Here is a 24,337-nt window from a genome sequence, read left to right as displayed (position 1 = left end):
AAATTTTAATAGATATGTTGATAAGCCTTAAGATCATGATCTGGCAGAATTGTTATTTTTTTAGCGCGGGCTGCGTTTTGCCAGAATGCGCTGCAGGGTCCGGCGGTGCATGTTCAGGCGGCGGGCAGTTTCGGACACATTGCGCTCGCACATCTCATAGACCCGTTGAATGTGTTCCCAGCGCACGCGATCGGCCGACATCGGGTTTTCGGGCGGCTCGGGCAATGTTTCGCCGCGTGACAAAAGCGCATTCGTGACTTCGTTCGCATCGGCCGGCTTGGAAAGATAATCGGTTGCACCAATTTTAACGGCGGCAACGGCGGTGGCGATTGCGCCATATCCCGTCAACACAACAATCCGGCAATCGGGCCGCTTGTCGCGCAACACCTCTACCACGTCCAACCCGTTGCCATCCTCGAGACGCAGGTCGACGACGGCAAAGGCAGGAGGGCGAGACTGTGCAATCGCTTTGCCCATTGCCACGGTTTCAGCCATTTCGACCACAAAACCACGTTTTTCCATGGCGCGGCCCAGCCGTTTCAAAAACGGCTCGTCATCATCAACCAAAAGAAGCGACCGATCGGCCCCGATTTGCGCGCTCAGATCTTCGGACATCTAAAACCCTTTTTTATGTCTGCTCTACCGAGCAATAACGTCGTGAGGCCGTGTCAGCTTGCCCCTAAAAAGCAGGCAACCGTTTGGGCCATTTCATCCGGTGTGGTTTCGCGTTTAAAGAAATCGACAAAGCCAACACCTGGCAGCATCAGGTAGGTAAAGGTCGAATGGTCGACCAGATAATATTTGTCTGTCGCGTCTTGCTTTTTGTAATATGTTTTATAGGCCTGCGATGCAGCTTTTACCTGCTCTTCGCTACCCGTTAGCCCGATCATTTTGGGGTGCATTATGGACGCGAACTCGCCCATGACTTCGGGCGTATCGCGGGCTGGATCAATGGAGATAAAGATTGGTGTTACGTCAAGACCCAATTCTTCTAAAATATCAACGGCCTCTGCGTTACGGGCGTTATCAAGCGGGCACACATCCGGGCAAAACGTATAGCCGAAATAGACCAAAGACGGTTTGGTGATCACATCCGTGTCGGTAACGGTTTCGCCCGCCGGATTGACCAGCGTAAATGGCCCACCAATCGAGCCGCCGCCAACCTGCCCGCCGCGACATTGCGTAAAGGCGTCACCATTTTGATTGCTATAGACCCAATAGGCGGATCCGCCCAAGAGTCCGGCCAAAACGGCCACTGCTGCCCCAGCGTAAACTTTGATCATCCGTTTTCCCCACACGTAATCTTATCAAACAAGGCACCGCTGGCGGGTTTGCGTTGAAACCCCGTTCAGCGCCTCGTATCAATGGAGATAGTCTTTTTGTACTGGCGGGGCAATGGAATGATCAATTCGGGGACGAATTCGGGTGTCGGCCCCTTTTTCCGGACGAGCGGACAAAACAGGTTACGGCTACGCACCTTGATCGTATTGCGTTGGATGGCAATTGCCGGGCAGCTAGCGGCAATTCTGGTGGCGTATTTCTATCTGGGGCTGCAATTGCCGATAGGGCTTTGCTGTCTTGTGGTTGGCGTTTCGGTGATTGCCAACCTTGTGTCGACCTTTGTGTTCCCCGAAAACAGACGGCTGACCGACATAGAGGCCATGCTTGTTTTGTTGTTCGATTTGGCCCAGCTGTCGTTCCTTTTGTATCTGACTGGCGGGGTAACCAATCCTTTCGCGCTGTTGATTATTGCGCCGGTGATCATTTCCGCCTCGGCGTTGAAATCGCGCACAACTGTTTTGCTTGGGCTGATGGCAATTTGGCTGATCAGCCTTTCCGCGACCTTTAACATCCCGTTACATTTCGCGGATGGCACGACCCTCGCCGTGCCGCGGTTGTTCGAATTTGGCTTTTGGCTGTCGATTGTGATCGGGATCCTGTTTCTTGGCCTTTATTCACACCGCGTCGCGTCCGAGATTCAATCTATGTCTGATGCCTTACTTGCCACCCAAATGGCATTGGCACGTGAACAGAAACTAACCGATTTGGGGGGTGTTGTTGCCGCTGCCGCGCATGAGCTGGGGACGCCTTTGGCGACGATCAAGTTGGTCAGCGCCGAAATGATCGAAGAGTTGGCCGAGCATCCCGACCTGCGCGATGACGCCCAGCTGATAAAGGATCAAGCTGACAGATGCCGCGACATTTTGCGGTCAATGGGACGGGCTGGAAAAAGCGACCGCCATTTGATGCGTGCGCCTTTGGACACCGTGTTGCGTGACGCTGCAGAGCCGCATTTGGGGCGCGGGAAGGCCGTTGTTTTTGATTTGCGCCCTGCCGTTGGCGGCACCACCCAGCAACCAGCCATTCAGCGCCGACCCGAGGTCATTCACGGTATCCGCAATCTGATTCAAAATGCGGTGGATTTTGCTAAGGCAACAGTATGGGTCGATGCGGAGTGGGGTAAAGAAACTCTTATAATTCGGGTTGTCGATGATGGCGCAGGCTATTCAAGCGATATCCTTGGTCGCATTGGCGACCCTTTTGTAAAGCGCCGGAATTCTTCCCAAAAAAAAGATATGCGTCCGGGTTATGAAGGGATGGGATTGGGGTTGTTTATCGCAAAAACCTTACTGGAGCGGTCGGGCGCCGAGGTGTCTTTTGCAAATGGGTCGGACCCGTTTCTGACATCATCCGAAAGACCGGCCCGTTGCGGCGCCATTGTCGAAGTCATTTGGCGGTTGGAAGATATCGCGGCAACCGGTGAAGGTGGCTTGGGCGAAAATACCCAGATCGAGGCTTAGATCTTGGTAAAATAGCCGCTCTTGATCAAAAATTTTGCATGGCACACGCTTTTTCTCGCATGTTAACGGTCCCTTAACTTTATCGACCGCAGGTTGAAATCTATTGGATGGCTTATCGATAAGGAACCCGTTGTGACGTTCGAACCTGTGTTTGCCATTGGTCTGCTTGTTACCGGCATGTTCTCGGCTTTTTTGGGCCTTGTGGTGCTTTCCCTTTTGCAACAAAAGCCCAAGCGCGCCGAGGGCACAGTGTTTCTCGAGGTGAATGGCAGCGCTGATTATCTCTTTGATGGTCATACCCTGGTCGATGCAACGCCTGTCGGGCGCAGCCTGCTTCCCAAGGCATGCCAAGGGCGGGCTTCTGCTTGGCCTGGCCTTATCAGCTATTTGGAACAACGCTTTCCTGGTGTGACGGCACGGCTTGACACCTTGGCCATGCAGGGCACCTTTGCGATGGGAAGCGTTGAGGACGAGGATGTGGCGCCGTTAATCCTGCGGGCCGAACTGCGCGGGGGCCTGACGCGCATCAGTGTGCTAGAGGCGGACGCGGCTACGGCAAAGGGCGGGCTTGACCCGTTAACACGTCGGGCCATTCGCGATGAGCTGGAACAGCTTCGTCAAATTTCGGCCAATGCGCCCTTGCCAATTTGGCGAGAATCCCATGCGGGCGATGTGATTTGGGCCAACGCAAACTATCTTGATCTCGCGACCGAGCGTTTGGCTGACGACGAAGACCTGAAATGGCCTTTGCCAATACTTTTCTCGGACAGGGCAGCATCGGACAATATGGCAAGCACGCGCCGGGTCCTAACAGGCCGAGACGGGAAAACGGACCGCTGGTTCGATGTTTTTGAATACACAACTGGCAAGGACCACCAATTTTATGCCTTACCTGCCGATCGGACGGTAAAAGCCGAAGAGGGGCTGCGCGCCTTCATGCAAACCCTGACCAAAACCTTCGCACAGCTTTCAACGGGGCTTGCGATTTTCGATCAGGATCGCAAGCTTGTGCTGTTTAATCCGGCCCTTTTGGATCTGACGGGCCTTTCGCCTGATTTGCTCACGATGCGGCCGACATTGCCCAGTTTCTTTGATTCGTTGCGCGAAAGCTCGATGATCCCAGAACCACGTGATTACAAAAGCTGGCGCAATCAGATCACCGACATAGAAGAGGCGGCTGCGTCGGGCCTTTATGAAGAAACATGGAGCCTTTCAAGCGGCCAAACCTATCGTGTTACTGGCAGGCCCCACCCGAACGGCGCGCTTGCCCTGTCGTTTGAGGATATTTCAAACGAAATGTCACAGACGCGCCGGTACCGCGCCGAACTTGAACTTGGGCAAGCCGTTATTGATGCAGTAGACGCGGCAATTGCGGTGTTTTCGGTCTCGGGCACGCTTTTGATGTCTAATGCTGCTTATGCAGCTCTTTGGGGCCATGATCCGGCTGCGTCCTTGGGGTCAGAAGGCGGCATAACAAAGATATGCGAGTACTGGCGCAGCGCAACCGCACCTTCTGGTGTTTGGGACCGAGTTGAGGATTTTTCGGCAGATTTGGGCCCGCGCACATCTTGGAAAGATAAAGCACGCTTGTCAGATGGCCGGCGGTTGGATTGTCAGTTTTCACCTCTTTCAGGTGGCGCGATGATGGCCACTTTTCGAGTAGACTCAGAAGGCCTTAACGGTCCCGGGGTAAGGTTTACGAGCAAGCAGAAAATGGTAGGCTAACCAGCCTTGGCCCTTGCGCCGACCATTGCAGCGCGTAAAACTGACCGATATGTCAGCCACCCAGCCCACCTCTTTTTTCTTAGCTGATGACACAGCGACCACCGCACTTGGCGCGGTGCTTGCAAAAGTGTTGCAGGTGGGTGATACGGTTTTATTGAACGGCCCAATAGGGGCTGGAAAAACCCATCTGGCCCGCGCCTTCATCCAAGCAAAACTTGGCAGGTTAGAGGACGTGCCATCGCCCACTTTTACGCTTGTTCAGACCTATAATGCGGACGGATTGGAGGTATGGCATGCCGACCTGTACCGCCTTTCGCACCCGGATGAGGTGTTGGAACTTGGCTTGGACTCTGCGTTTGAAACGGCAATTTGCTTTGTCGAATGGCCCGATAGATTGGGAGACCTTGTGCCTGACACGGCCTTGATCATTACGCTTTCACAACAGGAGAATGGCCGAAAGGCCACTTTTTCCGGTGGTCGTGAAGGCCTTTTGAGCCAAATACAGGTGTCACATGGCGATGGATAATCGACATGCCCTTGCCTTTTTGAACAGCACAGAATGGTCCGCTGCGCGACGGGTTTTTTTGGCTGGTGATGCGTCCGACCGGCGCTATGAACGGCTCTACCTTGGCTACAAGACAGCGGTCTTGATGGATGCACCCCCGGGCAAGGGTGATGACCCTGCCGATTTCATCACAATTGCCGCCCATCTGAACGGGCTTGGCCTGTCTGCCCCACGGATTTTCGCACAGGATCTTGTGAACGGTTTTCTGCTTATCGAGGATTTGGGCGATGCGCTGTTTGCCCGTTTGCTCAAGCAAGATCAGAGCCGAGAAGCCGAATTTTATGCGGCAGCTACCGATGTTTTGTCCCACCTGCAAACCTCTCCTGCACCTGTAAACCTGCCTAACCTCACTGCGGGGGAATGGGCCTTGGCTGCCGGCTTTGCGCTGGACTGGTATCGTTTCGCAGTTGTGGGCGATACAGGGAAGGGTGCGGATTTTTACGCGACGCTGACCCGGCTTATTGAAACCCATGCAGATGGGCCGCGCGTGCTGATATTGCGGGATTATCACGCCGAGAACCTTTTGTGGCTGCCAGATCGGAGCGGGATTGCGCGGGCGGGGTTGCTGGATTTTCAATTGGCTCAAATGGGGCAGCCCGCCTATGATCTGGTGTCCTTGCTGCAAGATGCGCGGCGCGATGTATCGTTGGAAACCGAGACCGCGATGGTCGCACGCTTTCGCAAAGATGCTGACCCTGATGTGTTTTCAAAAGGTTACGCCGTTTTCGGCGCGCAGCGAGCCTTGCGCATTTTGGGGATTTTCGCGCGGCTTTGCCTTGTTGGGGGTAAGGCTCATTATGTTGATCTTATCCCGCGAGTCTGGCGCCAGTTGCAACGCAATTTGGCGCACCCTGCCCTTGCTGATCTTGCCGAAATCTGCGCCAGTGAAGTGCCGGAACCGACCCCCCAAGCCCTTGAAAGGATACGCGCGCAATGCGGAAACAACCCAGCGCGGTAATGTTGTTTGCGGCAGGTTTTGGCACGCGGATGGGCGTATTGACCAAGGATCGGCCAAAGCCGCTGCTTCAGGTTGGTGGCAAGGCGTTGATTGACCACGCGCTGGATCAGGTCACAGGGACAGGTGTGACGAAAACGGTGGTGAATGTGCACTATCACGGCGATCAGATCGCAACACATCTCAAGGGGCGGCCTAACATTGCCCTGTCGTGGGAAAGGGGTAAGATTCTGGAAACCGGCGGCGGGTTGCGTGCGGCTTTGCCACAGCTTGGCGCGGGGCCGGTTTTCACATTGAACACCGATGCCGTTTGGACAGGGCCGAACCCGTTGGCTACGCTGCAAAGCCATTGGGATGGCGAAATAATGGATGCGCTTTTACTGCTGGCGCCGCCATCACAGATCAAGGAATTTCAGGGAAAGGGTGACTTTTTGTTAAGGGCCGATGGCCAGATTACCCGCGCCAAAGGGGCGGCGGGGCTGGCCTATCTTGGGGCGCAGATTTTGCGGCCTGTCGGGATTGACGCGGTAGCGGATGCGGCGTTTTCGCTGAACATTCTGTGGGATCAGATGATTGCGCAGGGCCGTGCTTATGGTGTGCTGCACAGCGGCAGCTGGTGTGATGTGGGCCGCCCCGAGGGGATTATCGAGGCTGAAACACTGTTAGGCGCGCGCAATGTTCAATAACATCGGCCCTCGCGTCTTTGCCTTGCCTCCCGGTGCGGATTTCCCCGCGCAACTGGTCGCAGGGCTGAAACAGCGGCTTTCAGGCAAGCCGCCCGAGGCGATGGCGCGGGTCAAGCTTTACGTCAACACTACTCGCATGCGCCGCCGGATTACCGAGCTGTTCGTTGCCCAAGGGGCCAGTTTTTTGCCCCGCATCCGGTTGGTGACTGACCTAGAAGGTACCCTGCCCAGCACTGGAATTCCACCTGCCGTGTCGCCCTTGCGGCAGCGGTTGGTTCTGGCGCAGTTGATCGAGGGGTTGTTGCAACAACAGCCTGACCTTGCCCCCCGTTCGGCGCTCTATGACCTTGCCGATAGCCTTGCCACCTTGCTGGATGAAATGCAGGGCGAGGGTGTGTCCCCTAACAAAATCGCAACGCTGGATGTCGCCAACCATTCGGCACATTGGGCGCGAACGCGGGAATTCATGGCGATCGTCGCCCAGCTTTTGGAGGCTATGGGCCAGCCCGACAGCCAAACGCGACAGCGCCTTTTGGTCGAACGGATTGCTGCGCTTTGGCAAATCGCACCACCGCAAGACCCAGTGATTGTGGCGGGTTCCACGGGATCGCGCGGGACCACCGCACTGTTTATGCAGGCGGTGTCTGCGCTGCCGCAAGGGGCGATCATCTTGCCGGGGTTTGATTTTGACATGCCCACATCGGTTTGGGCGGGATTGGGCGATGCGCTGACAGCCGAGGATCACCCGCAATATCGTTTTTTTAAACTAATGCAGATGCTGCGTCTGTCGCATAAGGATATTCAGCCTTGGCACGATGCTGCAGCGCCCAACCCTGCCCGTAACGCTCTGATTTCATTGTCTCTGCGTCCTGCCCCCGTCACCGATCAATGGCTGACCGAAGGGCGCGATTTGGCCGACCTGCCTGCGGCTTGCGCAGATATGACTCTGATTGAGGCGCCGACCCCACGCGCCGAGGCGATGGCGATTGCGCTGATCCTGCGCAAGGCCACGCAAGACGGGGTGACTGCGGCGCTTATTTCGCCGGACCGGGGCTTGACGCGGCAAGTGGCCTCCGCGCTGGATCGTTGGAATATTTTGCCCGATGACAGTGCAGGGCGGCCGCTTGCCTTGTCCGCGCCGGGGCGGTTTTTGCGGCATGTGCTGGATCTGCTTGAAAGCCGGATCACCGCTGAAACCCTGCTGATCTTGCTCAAACATCCGCTGACCGCCAGCGGCAAGGCAGCAGTGGGAGAGATGGATCGAGGCGAACATTTGCTGTTCACTCGCAATCTTGAACTGAAATTGCGCCGCCACGGCCCTGCCTTTCCTACAGGGTCTGATTTGACTCTTTGGGCCGAAACGCAAAAAGACCCCAAGGTTCTGCTTTGGGCCAAATGGTTGGCCGCCACGCTGGATGGGCTGCCGGCAAAAGGTGCCATGCCTTTGGTCGACCACATCACGCGGCATCGCAAACTGGCCGAGGCGTTGGCGCTTGGCCCTAGCCAAACCGCGCAAACCAGTGGCTTGTGGGAAAAAGCGGCGGGTGAAAAGGCACTGACGACCATGGAGGAATTGGAGGCCGAGGCCGAACATGGCGGCACCATGACCCCCGCCGATTACCGCCATTTGTTTGAGGCTATTTTGAACAAAGGCGAGGTGCGCGAACCGCTGCAATCGCACCCCCGCATCATGATTTGGGGCACGATCGAGGCGCGCGTTCAGGGCGCGGAACTGGTGATCCTTGGCGGTTTGAATGATGGCATTTGGCCGCAAACCCCGCCGCCCGACCCGTGGATGAACCGCGCCATGCGGCTGGAGGCGGGGCTTTTGTTGCCCGAACGCCGGATTGGCCTGTCGGCGCATGATTATCAGCAAGCTATCTCTGCGCCGCACGTGGTGATTTCGCGCGCGGTACGCAATGCCGATGCGGAAACGGTCGCCTCGCGTTGGGTGAACCGATTAACTAATCTTTTGAAAGGGTTGCCGGATCAGGGCGGCAAAATCGCGTTTGACGAGATGCGCAAGCGGGGGGATGATTGGCTGGCGCTTGCCGCCGCCGCCGAACGTGCCGAACCCGTCGCCCATGCCCACCGCCCTGCCCCGCGCCCACCTATCGCCGCACGGCCTGATAAGCTGGCCGTTACGGGCATTAAAACCCTGCTGCGCGACCCCTATGCGATTTACGCCCGCTATATTTTGCGGCTGTTCAAGCTGAACCCTTTGCGCCCTTCACCCGATGCCCTGCTGCGCGGGTCGGTTTTGCACAAGGTTCTGGAAACCTTTACCCGCACACGGCCCGAAGAGGAAACCCGCGATGCCGCTCGCGTGCGCCTGATTGCAGCGGCCCAAACGGTGCTGGAAAATGAGGTGCCTTGGCCCGCTGCTCGTGCCTTGTGGCTGTCCCGCATGCACCGCGCCGCCGATTTCTTTTTGGGGGTCGAGGCGGCACGGGGTGGCACGCCTGTGGTGATTGAGAAGCAAGGTGCTGTGCAACTGACCGGCCTGCCCTTTACCCTGACTGCGAAACCCGACCGGATTGATGCGCTGCCCGATGGCCGCGTGCATATTTTCGACTATAAAACCGGGAGCCCGCCCAGCAAAGACCAGCAGAAATTCTTTGACAAACAGTTGCTGCTAGAGGCGGCGATGGCGGCCCGTGGGGCGTTCAAAGCATTGGACGGACCGCGCGATGTGGCGGGGATTACCTATATCGGTCTTGGCTCCAGCCCCAAGGAAGACACCAGCACACCGGATGAGGTGGTTTTGGGTCAAGTTTGGGAGGAATTGCACCAGCTTATCGCCGAATATATGTCGCCCGATCGTGGCTATGTTTCGCGCCGCGCCATGCATGGCGAACGCTTTGCGGGTGATTATGACCACCTTGCGCGTTTTGGTGAATGGGAAATGACCGATGATCCACGGCCCGAGGATGTAACATGATCCGCAACGCAGCGTCCGAACGACAGGTCCAATCGGCCAATCCGTGCGCGTCGACATGGCTATCGGCCAACGCAGGATCGGGCAAAACGCGGGTACTGACCGACCGAGTAGCGCGGATGCTGCTGTCGGGCGTCGACCCGGGGCGGATTTTGTGTCTGACCTATACCAAGGCCGCGGCGTCCGAGATGCAGAACCGCCTGTTTGCCCGCCTAGGCGACTGGGCGATGAAGGAAGATGCAGCGCTGCGCCAAGCGCTGGCCGATCTGGGGGTTGATGACGCGATTGATGCGGCACGGTTGGCCCGCGCGCGCCAATTGTTTGCCCGCGCAATTGAAACGCCGGGTGGGTTGCGGATTCAAACCATCCACTCGTTTTGCGCATCTTTGCTGCGGCGGTTTCCGCTAGAGGCGCGTGTGTCGCCGCAATTCACCGAAATGGATGACCGCGCCGCCGCTTTGTTGCGCGATGAAATTATTGACGAACTCGCCGATCTGGGTGCGCCTGATGTTATCGCGGCCTTGGCGGCTGCCTATACGGGTGAGGATTTTGGCGCGCTGGCGGGTGAGGTTGCGGGGCGGCGCAATGATTTTGCGCGCTTTTTGTCTGATGCCGACTGTCGCGCTTTGTTTGAAGTACCCGACAACCAAACCGAGGCGGCGATTCTGGCCGAGGTGTTTTTAGGCGGTGAGGCCGAGTGGTTGGCCGAGGCTGTTGAGATTATCGCCACCGGATCGTCCAATGATGTAAAGGCGGCGGATAAGCTGCGTGGCCTGAATTTGGCGGCCCCCGACATGCGGCTTTTGGCAGGGCTGGAAGGCGTTTTCCTGAATGGCGCCAAAACCAAAGTGCCATTTTCCGCCAAGTTAGGGACGTTTCCAACCAAAGCCACCCAACCGAAACTGGGTCAGCTTTTGGACCGGCTAGAGGATTTGATGCGGCGGGTCGAGGCTGCGCGCGGTGCCCGCATTGCCCTGAATGCCGCCAAACGCACCGCCATTTTGCACCGCTTTGCCGCTGTGTTTCTGCCTGAATACAAGGCGCGGAAAGAGGCGCGGGGCTGGCTCGATTTTGACGATCTGATCACCTATGCCAAGGCGCTGCTGACCGATCCGCAAGTCGCGCAATGGGTGCTGTTCCGGCTGGATGGCGGCATTGATCACATTCTGGTGGACGAGGCGCAGGATACCAGCCCCGACCAATGGCGCGTTATCGAACTGCTGGCGGATGAGTTTACATCGGGACGCGGTGCGCGCGATGAACCCCGCACGATTTTCGTGGTGGGCGATAAAAAGCAGTCGATCTATAGCTTTCAAGGCGCGGATGTCGAGGCGTTTGACCAAAAGCGCGACCTGTTCAAGGGTAAGCTGGAGCAAGTCGATACGCCGCTGCAAGAGCTGTTGTTGGAACATTCGTTCCGGTCGTCGAACACCATTTTGCGGCTGGTCGACCTGACCTTTGACGAACGCCGCGAAAAGGGATTGGGGGGCGAGGTAAAGCACATCGCGTTTTTCCCCGATATGCCGGGGCGGGTTGATCTGTGGCCGGTGATTGAAAAATCGCCCAACCCCAAGCCGGACAATTGGTATGACCCCGTTGACCTTATTACCGAGGAACATCACGCGGCAAAGCTGGGCCAAAAGGTCGCCGAAACCATTCGCCACACCATCGCCAAAGGTGTGCAAATCCCTGTTGATGGCGGCAAAACAACTCGCGCGGTACATGCGGGCGATTTTCTGATCTTGGTGCGTCGACGGTCCGAAATTTTCTCGGCTATCATCGGGGCGTGCAAGGCGGCCGGTTTGCCGATTGCAGGCGCGGATCGGTTGAAACTGGGGGCCGAGCTGGCCGTGCGCGATTTGGCAGCGCTGCTGGCGTTTCTGGCCACGCCCGAGGATGATTTGTCACTGGCCGCTTGCCTGCGCAGCCCGTTGTTTGGTTGGACTGAACAGCAGCTTTACAGCCTTGCCCAGCCGCGCAAAGGCTACCTTTGGCGGGCATTGGAAACAGACCCTAAGCATGCCGAAACAGTAACCATCTTGCAGGATTTGCGCGATCAGGCCGATTTTTTGCGCCCCTATGATTTGATCGAACGCATGCTGACCCGCCATGACGGCCGCCGCAAATTACTGGCCCGTTTAGGGGCCGAGGCAGAGGATGGGATTGACGAGCTTTTGTCCCAAGCCTTGGCCTATGAGCGCAATGACGTGCCCAGCCTGACCGGCTTTTTGGGCTGGTTAGAGACGGATGACATCGAGGTTAAGCGCCAGATGGACAGCGCGGGCGAGCGTATTCGGGTGATGACGGTGCACGGCTCCAAGGGATTAGAGGCGCCGATTGTTATCTTGCCTGATACTGCGCAATACACTGCGCGCGAACGAAATGAGATATTTGTCCTGCCCGAGGGCCCCGTTTGGAAAACTGCCAAAGACGACAGCCCCGAAGCCATCGCCAATGCCCGCGCCGCCCGCAAAGCGCGGGAGGAAGCCGAGGCGATGCGCCTACTGTATGTTGCGATGACGCGCGCGCAAAGCTGGCTGATCGTGGCGGCTGCGGGGTCGATTGGCGCGGATAAAAGCGATGATGACGAGGCATCAAACGTGGTTTGGTATCGGCTGATCCAAGAGGCTATGGCCCAGGCAGGGGCTACCTTGCAACCAGACGGCGGGCTGCGTCTGGCCGAAGGCGTCTGGCCGGATGACATTGGTCCGCAGGTCAAAATGCAGGCGGCAAGCGTCGCTTTGCAAGATTGGGTTTTGCACCCCGCGCCGGTTGAGAGCCGCCCCGATCAGCCGCTGAACCCGTCCCAACTGGGCGGGGCGAAGGCGTTGCCGGGCGATTATACTGCGGATGATGACAACCGCGCCGCGATGGACCGTGGCACGCGGTTGCATCTGTTGCTGGAACATTTGCCCAATCATCCAGCCGCTGATTGGCCCGCATTCGCCACCGGCCTTATGCCCGATGCTCCCGACCGCGCTGAATTGTTGGCAGAGGCGCAAGCCGTGTTGACCCATCCAGATTTTGTCGCGCTTTTTGGCCCAGATGCCTTGGCCGAGACCCCGATCACTGCAGATCTGAATGGCAAGCCGATGGTTGGCACGATTGACCGGCTGTTGGTGACGACAGACCGCGTGTTGGCGGTCGATTTCAAATCCAATCTGCTGGTGCCTGAAGCGGTCGCAGCCGTGCCAGATGGGTTGTTGCGCCAGATGGCGGCCTATCACACCGCGCTTGCCCAGATTTACCCAGATAAAAAAATAGGTGTTGCATTGCTCTGGACGCGTACAGCACAACTTATGCCCATTCCTCCCGATATCGTGAGGTCTGTGCTTAACCGTACCACACTCCCTTGACGTCCGATGGGGAGCCCCTTACCTTCAACTGCAATACATTCCATTAAGGAGATATGTAATGGCCACAATCGCAGTCACAGATGCAACCTTTGACGCCGAAGTCCGCAATTCGGACATTCCCGTCGTTGTCGATTTTTGGGCGGAATGGTGTGGCCCGTGCCGCCAGATCGGTCCGGCACTGGAAGAGCTTTCTGCCGAATACGAAGGCAAGGTAAAGATCGTCAAAATCAACGTTGATGAAAACCCGAACAGCCCAGCCGAACTGGGTGTGCGCGGTATTCCGGCGCTGTTTTTGTTCAAGGACGGTCAGGTCGTGTCGAATAAGGTGGGCGCTGCCCCCAAGGCCGCGCTGGCCACTTGGATCGCTTCGGCCGTCTAATTCCATCAGATTTACGACAAAAAGGCGGCCTTAAGGCCGCCTTTTTTATTTAACCCGCGATCATCTCAGACTGACGTACAATCACTTCTGCCTGCTTGATCGATGCGATATCGACCAGCCGCCCCTTGTACACGGTGGCCCCTTCACCCCGCGCCTTGGCTGCTTCCATCGCGGCCAAAATTTCACGTGCTTCGGTCACCGCAGCTTCAGAAGGGGTAAACACCTCGTTCGACAGGGTCACCTGCTTTGGGTGGATTGCCCATTTTCCAACCATGCCCAACACAGCGGAACGGCGGGCCTGGGCGCGGAAACCTTCGTCGTCGGAAAAGTCGCCGAACGGGCCATCCACGGGCAAAACCCCATGCGTGCGGCAGGCCGCCACAATCGCCGCCTGCGCCCAATGCCACGGGTCCGACCAATGGCGTGCGCCATCTTGCAGCATGTAATAGTTTTCCTGCGTGCCACCAATGCCCGTGGTTTGCATCCCCATCGATGCGGCAAAATCGGCAGCACCAAGGCTCATCGCCTGCAAGCGGGGCGACGATGCCGCGATTTCTTCGACATGCGTGATGCCAGCCGCAGATTCGATAATCACTTCAAAGCTGATCGGCTTTTTGCGGCCTTTGGCGCGTTCAATCGCCGTGACCAGCGCATCCACGGCATAAACATCGGCGGCGCAACCTACCTTGGGGATCATGATCTGATCCAGCCGGTCGCCTGCCTGTTCCAGCAAATCCACGACATCACGGTACCAATAGGGGCTGTCCAACCCGTTGATCCGCACCGACAGGGTTTTGCTGCCCCAATCCACAGCTGAAATCGCCGCGATCACATTCGCCCGCGCACTGTCTTTGTCACTTGGTGCGACCGAATCCTCTAGGTCGAGGTTAATTACATCCGCCGCCGAGGCCGCCATTTTTTCAAAGATCGCCGGGCGTGAGCCGGGGCCAAACAATTGGCAACGGTTGGGGCGGGCTGTGGGGGTGGGCTGGATGCGAAAGCTCATATCAGATATCCTTGGCGTAATTTTATGTCGGGTTTTCAGCTTACATGGTTAGATTGTGGCGCCACCAAGTGCAAGACGACCTTTGCACCTGCAGCATTTATTCAAGCCTTGAATGCCCCCTTAAATCGCGCGACCTTTGATAAAGTAATTCTCAGGTGTCAAATGACCCGCGCGCGACCGTCGAACCCAGCCCAAACTTCAACCCAACGCTTAACGGCCAAACAGGTCTTTGCAACAGTAACGCGCGCCGCCTCGATGGGCATTGCCCGCCCAGCCGGATTAAACAGACAACTGCAACAACAGGCCAAACCATGATCACTGTCACCCCTGATATCTTTCGTCTTGCCCAAGTCTTCACCATTTCGCGCGGTTCCCGTACCGAGGCGCGGGTGCTGACGGTGCGGGTTTCGCGCGGCGGCGTGACAGGATGGGGGGAATGTGTGCCCTATGCCCGTTATGGCGAGACGTTGGAATCGGTGACGGCTCAGATTGAGGGATTGGACGTTGGGATTGACCGTCTCGCCTTGCAACAGGCCCTGCCTGCGGGCGCGGCGCGGAATGCTGTCGATTGTGCTTTGTGGGATCTGGAGGCCAAGATGGCGGGAAAACGGGTCTGGGAAGTTGCAGGGCTGGCAGCACCTGGGCCGGAGATTACGGCCTATACTTTGTCGCTGGATACGCCGGAGAATATGCGGGCGGCGGCGGCGAAGAATGCATTCAGGCCCTTGTTAAAGATCAAACTGGGTACGCCGGATGATATGCCACGGCTGGAGGCGGTGCGGGAAGGCGCGCCAAAAACCCGGATCATCATTGACGCGAATGAGGGATGGACGGCCGAGGTTTATGCCGAACTTGCACCCCATTTGGTCGCGATGGGGGTGGCCTTGGTGGAGCAGCCCTTGCCTGCGGGGGCGGATGATATGCTGGCTGAAATGGCGCGGCCTTTGCCGGTTTGTGCCGATGAGGCGGCGCATGATTGTGCGAGTTTGCCGAATTTGAAGGGCAAGTATGATGTGGTGAACATCAAGCTGGATAAAACCGGCGGGCTGACCGAGGGATTGGCGTTGAAGCAGGCGGCGCTGGCCGAGGGGTATGGTTTGATGGTGGGCTGCATGGTTGGATCGTCGCTGGCGATGGCCCCCGCGACCCTGTTGGCGCAGGGTGTGGCCTTTACCGATCTTGACGGGCCGCTGCTTTTGGCCGAAGACCGAGAGGACCCGCTGGTTTTTGACGCGCAAGGCGTCCATCCGCCCAGCGCCAAATTCTGGGGATAGATCATGTCGCGCATCGTTTATGTAAATGGCCAGTATTTACCCGAAGCCGAGGCCACGGTTTCGATCTTTGATCGCGGTTTTCTGATGGCCGACGGGGTCTATGAGGTCACCAGCGTTTTGGGTGGCAAGCTGCTGGATTTTGCGGGCCATCAGGTGCGGCTGGCACGCAGTTTGAAAGAGCTGGATATTGAGGCGCCCTGTTCGGATGACGAGCTGCTGGAAATTCACCGCGAATTGGTGGCGCGGAATGATCTGACGGACGGGATGATTTATTTGCAGGTCACGCGCGGCAATCCGGGGGACCGGGATTTCGCCTTTCCGGACCCTGCCACGATCAAGCCGACGCTGGTTTTGTTTACCCAATCAAAGCCGGGCATGGCGGACAGTCCGGTTGCGAAAACGGGGATCAAGGTGATCTCGATTGAAGACATTCGCTGGGGGCGGCGGGATATTAAGACGGTCCAGCTTTTGTACCCGTCAATGGGCAAGATGATGGCCAAGAAAGCGGGCGCGGATGATGCCTGGATGGTTGAGGATGGGCACGTCACCGAAGGGACCTCGAATAACGCCTATATTGTGAAAGGGGGGCGGATTATTACCCGCCAGCTTTCCAACGATATTTTGCACGGAATCACGCGGGCGGCGGTTTTGAGGTTCGCGAAAGAGGCGCAAATGGTGGTTGAAGAGCGGCCCTTTACGATTGAAGAGGCAAAGCAGGCGGATGAGGCGTTTTTCACCTCGGCGTCGGCTTTTGTGATGCCTGTGGTGGAAATTGACGGGGCCAGCCTTGGAAATGGAACCCCGGGGCCGGTGGCAAAAAGGCTGCGGGAAATCTATTTGGAAGAGAGCCGCAAGACCGCGATTTGAAGAGCCTGTACGCACAATGACCGCGCGCGGACATTTAGGGAAGTCGTTGATAAAAAACGACTTCCCTTTTTTCGTTAACCTAAAATTAACCTGTGCCTCAGTGTGTTTGCAGCGACCCGTTCCGGCCTAACACCGTCTTGGGCCAAAAATCAGGACCGCCTGATTTGGCGCAATGCGCCCTTAGAGCCGGATTGCCTGTGTTATGACGGTCGTACCTGTAACGCCCATCGTGATGGAGCCGAGATTGATATCGGCGACATCCACGTTTTGCAGGTTTGCGACCACGTTCAGCCCGACCAGAACCTCTACCCCAGAGCCATCGGCGGCGTCGCGCAGACCCAGAACCGGATTTACGATGGTGGGATCATCCACAAAAATCCGCAGCGCTTCGGGTGTGGTGACGCCGGATTGGATGGTGGTGTCGTAATCGGTGATTGCGACCGGATCATTGCCCGTCACCCAATTGACGCCGAAACTGTCGTTGCCCGCGCCGCCTGTCAGGGTGTCGCCGTCATTTCCGATCAGCTGATCATTACCTGCCCCGCCAAACAACGCGTCTGCGCCGTGGGTGCCCTCTTCGGACGCAAAGTCATTCAGGAAACGGCCAATATCAGCATCGGTCACATCAGTGCCAAACGTGCTGCGCATGGAAGCGCTGAATTCATCGCGGACATCGTCAAAAGCGTCTTCCAAGCTGCGGCTTGCAGTAGGCGAAACACCATCGATAACGTCATCGCCTGCACCGCCATACATAACATCGGATCCGGTGGACCCATTCAAGACGTCGTCACCATCGCCGCCGTCGAGCGTGTCATCGCCCGCGCCGCCCGCCAAAGCGTCATCGCCGCGGCCACCTTGCAGGCTGTCATCACCGGCAGCGCCGACAAGCACATCTTCGCCCGCACCGCCAAAAATCTGGTCATCGCCCAGACCGCCATCCAACAGGTCGTCACCCGCGCCGCCGCTAAGGGTATCATCGCCGCGATAGCCGAATAAAAGGTCACTGCCATCGCCGCCGTCCAGCGTATCATCTGCGGCGACACCGCGCACGACGTCGTTGTCATCGGTTTCGGGATTTGGAGGGGTATCTGTGCTATCATCACCATCGCCAGAAAAGAGCGCGCCAAGGGCAACAGGGACAAGAAGTAAAAGTAGAAATTCCATGGGGACACCTTTGCGCGTTCAAGAATGATAAGCCCCTGAAAGTGGGTTACAATTTCAACTATAACGCCCCAAAAACGCGAAGGGTCAATGTATTTTTCAACCCGAGGGCTGTGGCGCGACAATGCCGAAACAATGGCGCGGGATGTGTTTGATTTTCGCTAAATTTGAAACATGAGCGCCCAGGGGTCTGGCGCGTGATTCGCGCCCTTGGCCAGCGGTTTACCGCAGGGGCCAAGGGCGCGGCGTTGGTTTAAAGTTCTAGTCGCACATCGCGGGCAAGGTCGATGCTGGCGGGTTGAACACCTTGGAGCAGGGCCACGACACTGGTGCCATAAAGCAGTTCCGACCCCCCCGTTACCGCACGCAAGGACAGGGTTTGCGCGGCATCGGCGCCACCTGCGCCAAAGTCGCTGACCGAAATCACGTCACTGCCTGGGGTAAAGTCGGTGATGGTGACGGCACCGTAAAAGGCATCAAGGTCAAACGTGTCGTTGCCCGCGCCGCCGGTCATGATGTCGCGATCGGCACCGATCAGGGTATCATCACCAAAGCCGCCGAACATGGTATCAGCTGCGAGTTCATCATCAACGCCGGACCCTGTAAGTTCGTCATTGCCCGCGCCGCCATACATCAGGTCGCCGTAAAGGCCACCGTCGAGCGTGTCATTGCCCGCGCCGCCTTCCATCGTGACGCCAGCTGTTGACAGAACATTGGCAAACAGCTGGTCATCACCACCATAGCCAGCCAGATAATCTGCGCGGCCTGTCGAAAACAGCTGGTCATTGCCAGACGTGCCAAGGATGCGTTCGCCCAACGGGGTGTCAGACAGCAGGCTGATCTGGCTCACGGTCGCGTTTGTGACGCCTTGCAAGATAACATGGGTCACGCCACCAATCTGGACCAGCGTTCCAGTGCCATCTGCGGTTGGGGTCAGGGCAAGGTCGGGATTGGCCGACAAGCGGTCAACGCGGATTTCAAGCGTATCGTCGCGGGAAAAGTCGGTGATAACAGCCGGGTCGACCACAGCCTGACCCACGGCACCGCCAAGCGCGTTGATGCGGAATTCATCTGCCCCCGCGCCACCTGTCAAGGTATCGGCCCCACCCAGAACAAAGGCGGATTCGCCGCGCAGGGTGTCATCGCCTGCGCCACCGTCCAGCAGATCGCCTTGCGGGTCGCGGTCATCTGCCGCGTTCTGGGGGCGGGCGGTCAGGATGTCATTGCCATTGCCGCCGTAAAGCGAATCTGCGCCGGTGCCGCCGATCAAGGTGTCGGCATTGTTGCCGCCATAGACCGCGTCATTGCCCGCGCCGCCGTTCAGCGAGTCGCTGCCGTTGCCGCCGTGAAGGAGGTCATCGCCCAGCCCGCCGTTCAGCGTATCTGCGCCGCCATCGCCGATAAGGGTGTCGTTGCCGATACCCCCTGCAAGCGAGTCGTTCCCGCCGCCGCCCAGCAACGAGTCGTTGCCTTCGCCGCCGTTAAGGACATCGTCGCCTTCGGCGCCTTGCAAGGTATCATCGCCTGCATCGCCGTTCAGCACATCATCGCCGTTGCCGCCAAACATGTCGTCAGCGCCGCCTGCACCGCTGAGGGTGTCGTCGCCGTCATTGCCGATCATCGTATTGGCGGCGCTTGTACCAAGCAGCGTATCGGGGCCGGTTGTGCCCTCAACGGCGTTTTCTGGATTTGGCTCTTCTGGTGGGGTGTCGGTATCGTCACTGCCGCCCCCCGAGAACAAAGCACCAAGAGCGAGAGGGACAAGAAGCAAAAGTAAAAATTCCATAGGATAACCCCTAACAAGACAGAGGTTTGACATGACCCCCCCAGGTCAAAGGCAAACCGTGAACGTGACCACATCTTCCGCGTTATGGCGCGCCCCTTTGCTTTGCTTGGGGCGTGCCGAGTCCAAAGATTAATATTGTGTTAATTTGCAGCAGCTAGATACTAAAACGCCGCATTTGCGGTGTCGTCAATCTGATTTATCTTGGCGGCCCCCATTGTACAGATTTACCGGAAACAATGGGTGCGCGCCGCTGTTATTGTGCTTGATGCAGCATTAATTCAAGCCGCGATTGGTGCGTTAACCAACACAACCGAAGCGGCGGTCAGCTGATCGGGGGTGATTCCCTGCAGGACCATATGCAAATCCCCGTCGAGCAATACTTCGCTATCCAGACCGTTTGCAGCAAGGGCTGTTGTGACAACGGGTGGGGTGGTCGGATCATCGACTTGAACCTCGATCCGGTCGACATCAACGATAAAGTCGAGAACCTGAAGCACGCCGGTCGTATCGGTTGCGATGGTAAAGGCATCGCTGCCGTCACCGCCGATCAGATCAGCGTCGCCGATGCTGGTCAGGGTGTCATCACCGATGCCACCATCAAGCGCGCCACCGCCTGCACCGCCGTAAAGGGCATCGTCCCCATCCTCGCCGAACAAGGTATCAAAGCCGTCGCCGCCCATCATCGTGTCATTGCCAGCGTTTCCATAGGCGAGCTGCGCGGACGTTGCGGTTAGGGCGTCAAGTTCATCGTTGCCATCGCCCAGATAAATCTCGTCCGAACCTTCATCTATGCCGACAAAGACGATGTCGTCACCATCGCCACCGTAAATCTCGTCGCTGCCTTGGCTGCCTGCAAGGGTGTCATCGTCACGGCCACCATAGATTATGTCATCTCCAAGGCCGCCGACGCCCCTATCTGCGCCATTGCCGCCATTCAGAATGTCGTTGCCGTCGCGGCCCCAAAGCAGATCATCGCCGTCGCCGCCATCAATGGAATCATCCCCGTCAAAGCCTTCAAGTTCGTCATCACCCAAGCCGCCAATGATGGTGTCATCGCCAAGGCCGCCGAAAATGGTATCGTCGCCGGAACCGACATCAAACAGATCATCCGCATCGGTGCCCGCAATGCTGTCATCGCCTGTGGTGCCGAAATAGGTTTGGCCCTCTTCCTGCTCTTCGCCACCACCACCACCGGTTTCGCCGCCATCTGTTGTGCCACTATCGTCATTGTCGTCGTTAGACAGGCCAAGAAACGCCAAAAACGGCAAAGCCAACAATAATACAATTTCCATCCTCAATCTCCCAATCCTGATTGCCCGAGAGAAACAGCTTGCGGCAGCAAAGGTTTCAGCGCGGGGCCATGTCACACACCCGCGACTAGGGTGGGAAACCCAGAGGGGGAGAGTCAAGGAATAGATTAATAAGGCGTTAATTTGCGCCGGTTTGGGAAACAATAGGCCGGCTTCGGTTAGGATTTTCGCAGGATCTGTTTGGCGGCTTAGCCGACGTTATCCTTGAACGCCTTGGCAAAAGCGACCTGCTTTTCGGCATCGGCGGGGGTTTGGTTGGCGGCGCGCCAATCCTCGTACGGCATGCGGTAGACGATTTCGCGCGCGGTGTCTTTGTCCATTTCGATGCCACGCTCAACCGCTGCCTCTTGATACCAACGCGACAGACAGTTCCGGCAAAAGCCTGCAAGGTTCATCATGTCGATGTTCTGCACCTCGGGGCGTTTGTCCAGCAGGTGGTCCATCAAACGGCGAAAAGCAGCGGCTTCAAGTTCGGTTTGGGTGGCGTTGTCCATTTGCTATCCTTTAATATCGACCAATGCTGCGACCAGCAGGGGGGCAAGACGTTGGGCCCAAGAGGTTTGAGCGGCTGCATTCACTATCAGGTCATTGCGCAGTTCGATCAAGGTGTTCAGGCGCCCCGTTTGCAAGGCGTGACGATCAATCGCATCGCCGGGCAGGTGGCCAAGGTAGGGTTCATTATCACCAACGCACAGATCTGGTTCGGCGTGCAGGCGGGCCAGCAGCGTGCGGCTGAGGCGCCCGTCGGCGGGGGCGTGCAGGATGCCGATGTGCCACGGGCGCGGCGTTCTGCCTTGCAGGCAAGGGGTAAAGGAATGGATCGCGATGATGACCGTATCGGGGCGGCGCGCGGCGAGTTTGGCGTAGGCGGTATGATAGGGGTCATACAGCGCGGCACGGCGCTGGGCGATTTCGGTTTCTGTGATGTGGCGGTTGGCGGGGATCAGGGTGCCATCATAGAGTTTCATCACCAAGGTCGGGTCATCATCGCCGCGATTGGGGTCAATCACCAAGCGGCTGAAATTGGACAGGATGGCGGGTGCATCCAGCACATCGGCCAGCGCGCGCGTTACCCCTGCGGCCCCCGGATCATAGGCGATGTGGCGGGCCATATCGGCATCGGGCAGGCCAAGGGTGCCGTCGTTTATGTCATCGGGCACGCGGTTTGTGGCGTGGTCGCATGTGATCAAGAACCGCGAAGGGCGGTTGGCACCGATGATTTCATAAGGCTTGGTCATAATTCCTTTACCATGTACCAATAAGGATGGGATTTGTTTACGGCAAAGCATGCCACAAAGAAACCTTTCGATTTTGCCCAGCAATTCGGCCATGATTGCGCTATCATAAACGCGTTGCCCCGTGCCGGAAATTCCGCCATAAGGGCGCTACCAATTCATAGGATAGAGGACAGCGGCAGATATGAGACGCCTTCGCAATGTAAAGATCGTGGCCACGCTGGGCCCAGCCTCGTCGACCTATGAAACCATTCGCGCGTTGTTTGAGGCAGGGGCCGATGTGTTCCGCCTGAACATGAGCCACGGGACGCATGACGAACAGCGCGCCCGCTATGACATTATTCGCAAAATCGAGGCCGATACAGGCCGTCCGATTTGTGTGCTGGCCGACCTGCAAGGGCCAAAACTGCGCGTGGGCGTGTTTGCCCGCGATGGTGGCGAAGAGTTGGTTGAAGGGGCAAAGTTCCGGATGGATCTGGATGCGACCCCCGGTGATGCGACCCGCGTAAACCTGCCTCACCCCGAGATTTTTGCCGCACTGGAGGTGGGGTCATCCCTGCTGGTCAATGACGGGAAAATCCGGCTGAAGGTAGAGGCGTGCGGCAATGATTTTGCCGATTGCACCGTGATGGTGGGTGGTGTGATTTCCAACCGCAAGGGCGTTAATGTACCCGATGTGCTGTTGCCGCTGGCCGCGCTGTCGGTCAAGGACCGTGCCGATTTGGAATTTGCCTGCGAGATGGGCGCGGATTGGCTGGCGTTGTCATTCGTGCAGCGGGCCGAAGATGTGCTGGAAGCGCGGGAATTGACGCGTGGGCGCGCGGCGATTTTGTCCAAGATTGAAAAGCCTGCGGCGGTAAAATCGTTTGATTCGATTTTGGCCGTGTCGGATGGGATCATGGTTGCGCGCGGTGATTTGGGCGTGGAACTGCCGGTGCATGCCGTGCCACCGATCCAGAAACGCCTGATCCGTGCGGCGCGGGCTGCGGCCAAGCCGGTGATCGTGGCAACCCAGATGCTGGAATCGATGATCGAATCGCCGGTGCCGACACGGGCCGAAGTGTCGGACGTGGCAACGGCGATTTATGAAGGTGCGGATGCTGTGATGCTGTCGGCGGAATCGGCGGCAGGTAATTATCCTGTTGAGGCTGTGACCACGATGAACAACGTGGCGATTTCGGTGGAAAGCGACAAGATTTACCGTGAGGTGATTGAAGCAAGCCGCCGTGGCGCGAAAAACACCGTGGCCGATGCGATTGTATCTGCGGCGCGTGAAATTGCGGAAACCACGGATATCAAGGCGATTTGCTGCTTTACCCAATCGGGGACAACGGCCAGCCTTGTGGCGCGTGAGCGTCCGCGCACACCGATCATTGCGCTGACGCCATTGGTGCGCACGGCCCGCCGCCTGACAATGACTTGGGGTGCTCATTGCGTAATCACCGAACCGCAGGGCCGGTTTAAGGGCGCTGTACTGGCCGCTGTTCGTGCGGCGCGCGCTGACGGATTCGCCAAGGAAGCCGAGCAGATTGTTGTGACAGCCGGCGTGCCATTCAACGTGCCAGGCACGACCAACATCTTGCGCGTGGCCCCTTGTGATGAGCGGTTGATTTACAGCTCTGAAGCTGAATAAATACCTATAGTGTTTTAACGTGTTTCGGCTTTGACACGCTGTTAAAGCCGAAACGCTTTAGGTATTTGGAGTGTTGAATGGACCCCGATCTGCTGCTGGTTATCGGCCTAATTCTGGGTGTGCTTGCAATTCCATCGATTCTATCCGCCCTTTCTGATGGTCGCGCCCCGCGTGCCGCATCGATTGTGGTGCTGATTGCTGGGGTTTTGGTGGTTGTGGCGCTGCAAACCAAGGGTGGTGGCTACCGGATTGCCGATATTCCGCATGCGTTTTACAGCGTTATTGGCCGCTATATCCATTAAAGCGGATTTTCGGCCAGATAGCAGGCTGCGGCCCCGTTTTTGGCTTGCCTTTGCGGCCTACCCATCCTACACGACGCGCTCTATGAACCGCACGACCGGCCAAAGTGGCATGCCGAGTCGCGCGAAAACCACTCGAACGAGGAGATGGAAATGCCCAAGATGAAGACCAAATCTGCGGCCAAGAAGCGCTTCAGCTTCACCGCATCCGGTAAGGTAAAGGCTGGCCCCGCCGGCAAGCGCCACGGCATGATTAAGCGTTCGACGAAATTTATCCGCGACACAGCAGGGACAATGATCCTGTGTGATGCGGATGCGAAAATCGTCAAAAAATACATGCCCTATAACCGGTAAGGAGAGC

At 57.5% G+C, this 24,337-nt stretch carries 21 protein-coding genes; 13 read left to right on the top strand and 8 right to left on the bottom strand.

All coding sequences use genetic code 11. The features are described 5' to 3' along the window. Positions 1-60 precede the first annotated feature (60 nt). Together G560_RS0105720 and G560_RS0105715 are read right to left on the bottom strand one after the other, a co-directional pair. Positions 61-615: an ActR/PrrA/RegA family redox response regulator transcription factor gene (locus G560_RS0105720; RefSeq protein WP_022703354.1), complete on the bottom strand. Its 555-nt coding sequence runs from the start codon at positions 613-615 to the stop codon at positions 61-63. 53 nt (positions 616-668) lie between these two features. Next, the gene (locus tag G560_RS0105715; RefSeq protein ID WP_022703353.1) at positions 669-1,283 is read right to left on the bottom strand and encodes an SCO family protein; all 615 of its coding nucleotides are present in this window, start codon (positions 1,281-1,283) and stop codon (positions 669-671) included. Between the two features lie 117 nt (positions 1,284-1,400). On the opposite strand from G560_RS0105715, the gene regB reads away from it, so the two are divergent. The 8 genes from regB to trxA all read left to right on the top strand — a co-directional run bounded on the left by regB (position 1,401) and on the right by trxA (position 13,405). After that, a complete protein-coding gene (gene regB, locus G560_RS0105710) occupies positions 1,401-2,801 on the top strand; it encodes a sensor histidine kinase RegB (RefSeq protein WP_022703352.1) in 1,401 nt (466 codons plus the stop codon). Between the two features lie 132 nt (positions 2,802-2,933). Next, positions 2,934-4,526, top strand: a complete 1,593-nt coding sequence (locus G560_RS18675; RefSeq protein ID WP_022703351.1) for a PAS-domain containing protein — start codon at positions 2,934-2,936, stop codon at positions 4,524-4,526. A 49-nt stretch (positions 4,527-4,575) separates the two neighbouring features. Then, on the top strand, positions 4,576-5,052 hold the full coding sequence (gene tsaE / locus G560_RS0105700; protein WP_028913771.1) for a tRNA (adenosine(37)-N6)-threonylcarbamoyltransferase complex ATPase subunit type 1 TsaE: 477 nt from the start codon (positions 4,576-4,578) through the stop codon (positions 5,050-5,052). Beyond that, positions 5,045-6,049, top strand: a complete 1,005-nt coding sequence (locus G560_RS0105695; RefSeq protein ID WP_028913770.1) for an aminoglycoside phosphotransferase family protein — start codon at positions 5,045-5,047, stop codon at positions 6,047-6,049. The genes tsaE and G560_RS0105695 overlap by 8 nt, the downstream gene beginning before the upstream one ends. Then, entirely contained in the window at positions 6,025-6,732 is a 708-nt protein-coding gene (locus G560_RS0105690; protein ID WP_022703348.1) for a nucleotidyltransferase family protein, read from the top strand. The genes G560_RS0105695 and G560_RS0105690 overlap by 25 nt, the downstream gene beginning before the upstream one ends. Then, positions 6,722-9,673 carry a double-strand break repair protein AddB gene (gene addB, locus G560_RS0105685; protein ID WP_022703347.1) on the top strand — a complete coding sequence of 984 codons (2,952 nt, stop codon included), beginning with the start codon at positions 6,722-6,724 and terminating at the stop codon, positions 9,671-9,673. The genes G560_RS0105690 and addB overlap by 11 nt, the downstream gene beginning before the upstream one ends. Continuing rightward, positions 9,670-13,026: a double-strand break repair helicase AddA gene (addA, locus tag G560_RS0105680; RefSeq protein WP_022703346.1), complete on the top strand. Its 3,357-nt coding sequence runs from the start codon at positions 9,670-9,672 to the stop codon at positions 13,024-13,026. Before addB ends, addA begins: the two co-directional genes overlap by 4 nt. Before the next feature lie 58 nt (positions 13,027-13,084). Further along, positions 13,085-13,405: a thioredoxin gene (gene trxA / locus G560_RS0105675; RefSeq protein WP_022703345.1), complete on the top strand. Its 321-nt coding sequence runs from the start codon at positions 13,085-13,087 to the stop codon at positions 13,403-13,405. Positions 13,406-13,454: 49 nt separating this feature from the next. On the opposite strand, the gene G560_RS0105670 is transcribed toward trxA, so the two are convergent. Then, positions 13,455-14,411 carry an L-malyl-CoA/beta-methylmalyl-CoA lyase gene (locus G560_RS0105670; RefSeq protein WP_022703344.1) on the bottom strand — a complete coding sequence of 319 codons (957 nt, stop codon included), beginning with the start codon at positions 14,409-14,411 and terminating at the stop codon, positions 13,455-13,457. A gap of 311 nt (positions 14,412-14,722) precedes the next feature. On the opposite strand from G560_RS0105670, the gene dgcA reads away from it, so the two are divergent. After that, the gene (dgcA, locus tag G560_RS0105665) at positions 14,723-15,685 is read left to right on the top strand and encodes an N-acetyl-D-Glu racemase DgcA (RefSeq protein WP_028913769.1); all 963 of its coding nucleotides are present in this window, start codon (positions 14,723-14,725) and stop codon (positions 15,683-15,685) included. 3 nt (positions 15,686-15,688) lie between these two features. After that, positions 15,689-16,552 (top strand): D-amino-acid transaminase, encoded by an 864-nt coding sequence (locus tag G560_RS0105660; RefSeq protein WP_022703342.1) that lies wholly within the window; start codon positions 15,689-15,691, stop codon positions 16,550-16,552. A gap of 180 nt (positions 16,553-16,732) precedes the next feature. On the opposite strand, the gene G560_RS20270 is transcribed toward G560_RS0105660, so the two are convergent. The 5 genes from G560_RS20270 to G560_RS0105630 form a co-directional block, all read right to left on the bottom strand. Beyond that, entirely contained in the window at positions 16,733-17,716 is a 984-nt protein-coding gene (locus G560_RS20270) for a calcium-binding protein (RefSeq protein WP_022703341.1), read from the bottom strand. A 250-nt stretch (positions 17,717-17,966) separates the two neighbouring features. After that, entirely contained in the window at positions 17,967-19,499 is a 1,533-nt protein-coding gene (locus G560_RS18665) for a calcium-binding protein (RefSeq protein WP_022703339.1), read from the bottom strand. A 278-nt stretch (positions 19,500-19,777) separates the two neighbouring features. Then, positions 19,778-20,791, bottom strand: coding sequence for a calcium-binding protein (locus G560_RS21590; RefSeq protein ID WP_022703338.1), 1,014 nt, complete (start codon positions 20,789-20,791; stop codon positions 19,778-19,780). Positions 20,792-20,997: 206 nt separating this feature from the next. Next, a complete protein-coding gene (locus tag G560_RS0105635) occupies positions 20,998-21,303 on the bottom strand; it encodes a DUF1244 domain-containing protein (protein WP_022703337.1) in 306 nt (101 codons plus the stop codon). A gap of 3 nt (positions 21,304-21,306) precedes the next feature. Further along, entirely contained in the window at positions 21,307-22,047 is a 741-nt protein-coding gene (locus G560_RS0105630; protein ID WP_028913768.1) for an N-formylglutamate amidohydrolase, read from the bottom strand. A 181-nt stretch (positions 22,048-22,228) separates the two neighbouring features. Between G560_RS0105630 and pyk the strand changes: the two genes are divergently transcribed. The 3 genes from pyk (at position 22,229) to rpmI (ending at position 24,330) form a co-directional block, all read left to right on the top strand. After that, on the top strand, positions 22,229-23,677 hold the full coding sequence (gene pyk, locus G560_RS0105625; RefSeq protein ID WP_022703335.1) for a pyruvate kinase: 1,449 nt from the start codon (positions 22,229-22,231) through the stop codon (positions 23,675-23,677). Between the two features lie 77 nt (positions 23,678-23,754). Further along, positions 23,755-23,979, top strand: coding sequence for a hypothetical protein (locus G560_RS0105620; protein WP_022703334.1), 225 nt, complete (start codon positions 23,755-23,757; stop codon positions 23,977-23,979). Between the two features lie 150 nt (positions 23,980-24,129). Next, positions 24,130-24,330 (top strand): 50S ribosomal protein L35, encoded by a 201-nt coding sequence (gene rpmI, locus G560_RS0105615; protein WP_028913767.1) that lies wholly within the window; start codon positions 24,130-24,132, stop codon positions 24,328-24,330. Positions 24,331-24,337: the final 7 nt, after the last annotated feature.

This window comes from Pseudorhodobacter ferrugineus DSM 5888, assembly GCF_000420745.1.
Lineage (GTDB): Bacteria > Pseudomonadota > Alphaproteobacteria > Rhodobacterales > Rhodobacteraceae > Pseudorhodobacter > Pseudorhodobacter ferrugineus.
The sequence above is the reverse complement of the archived record's forward strand: the minus strand, read 5'-3'. Positions and strand labels throughout refer to the sequence as shown.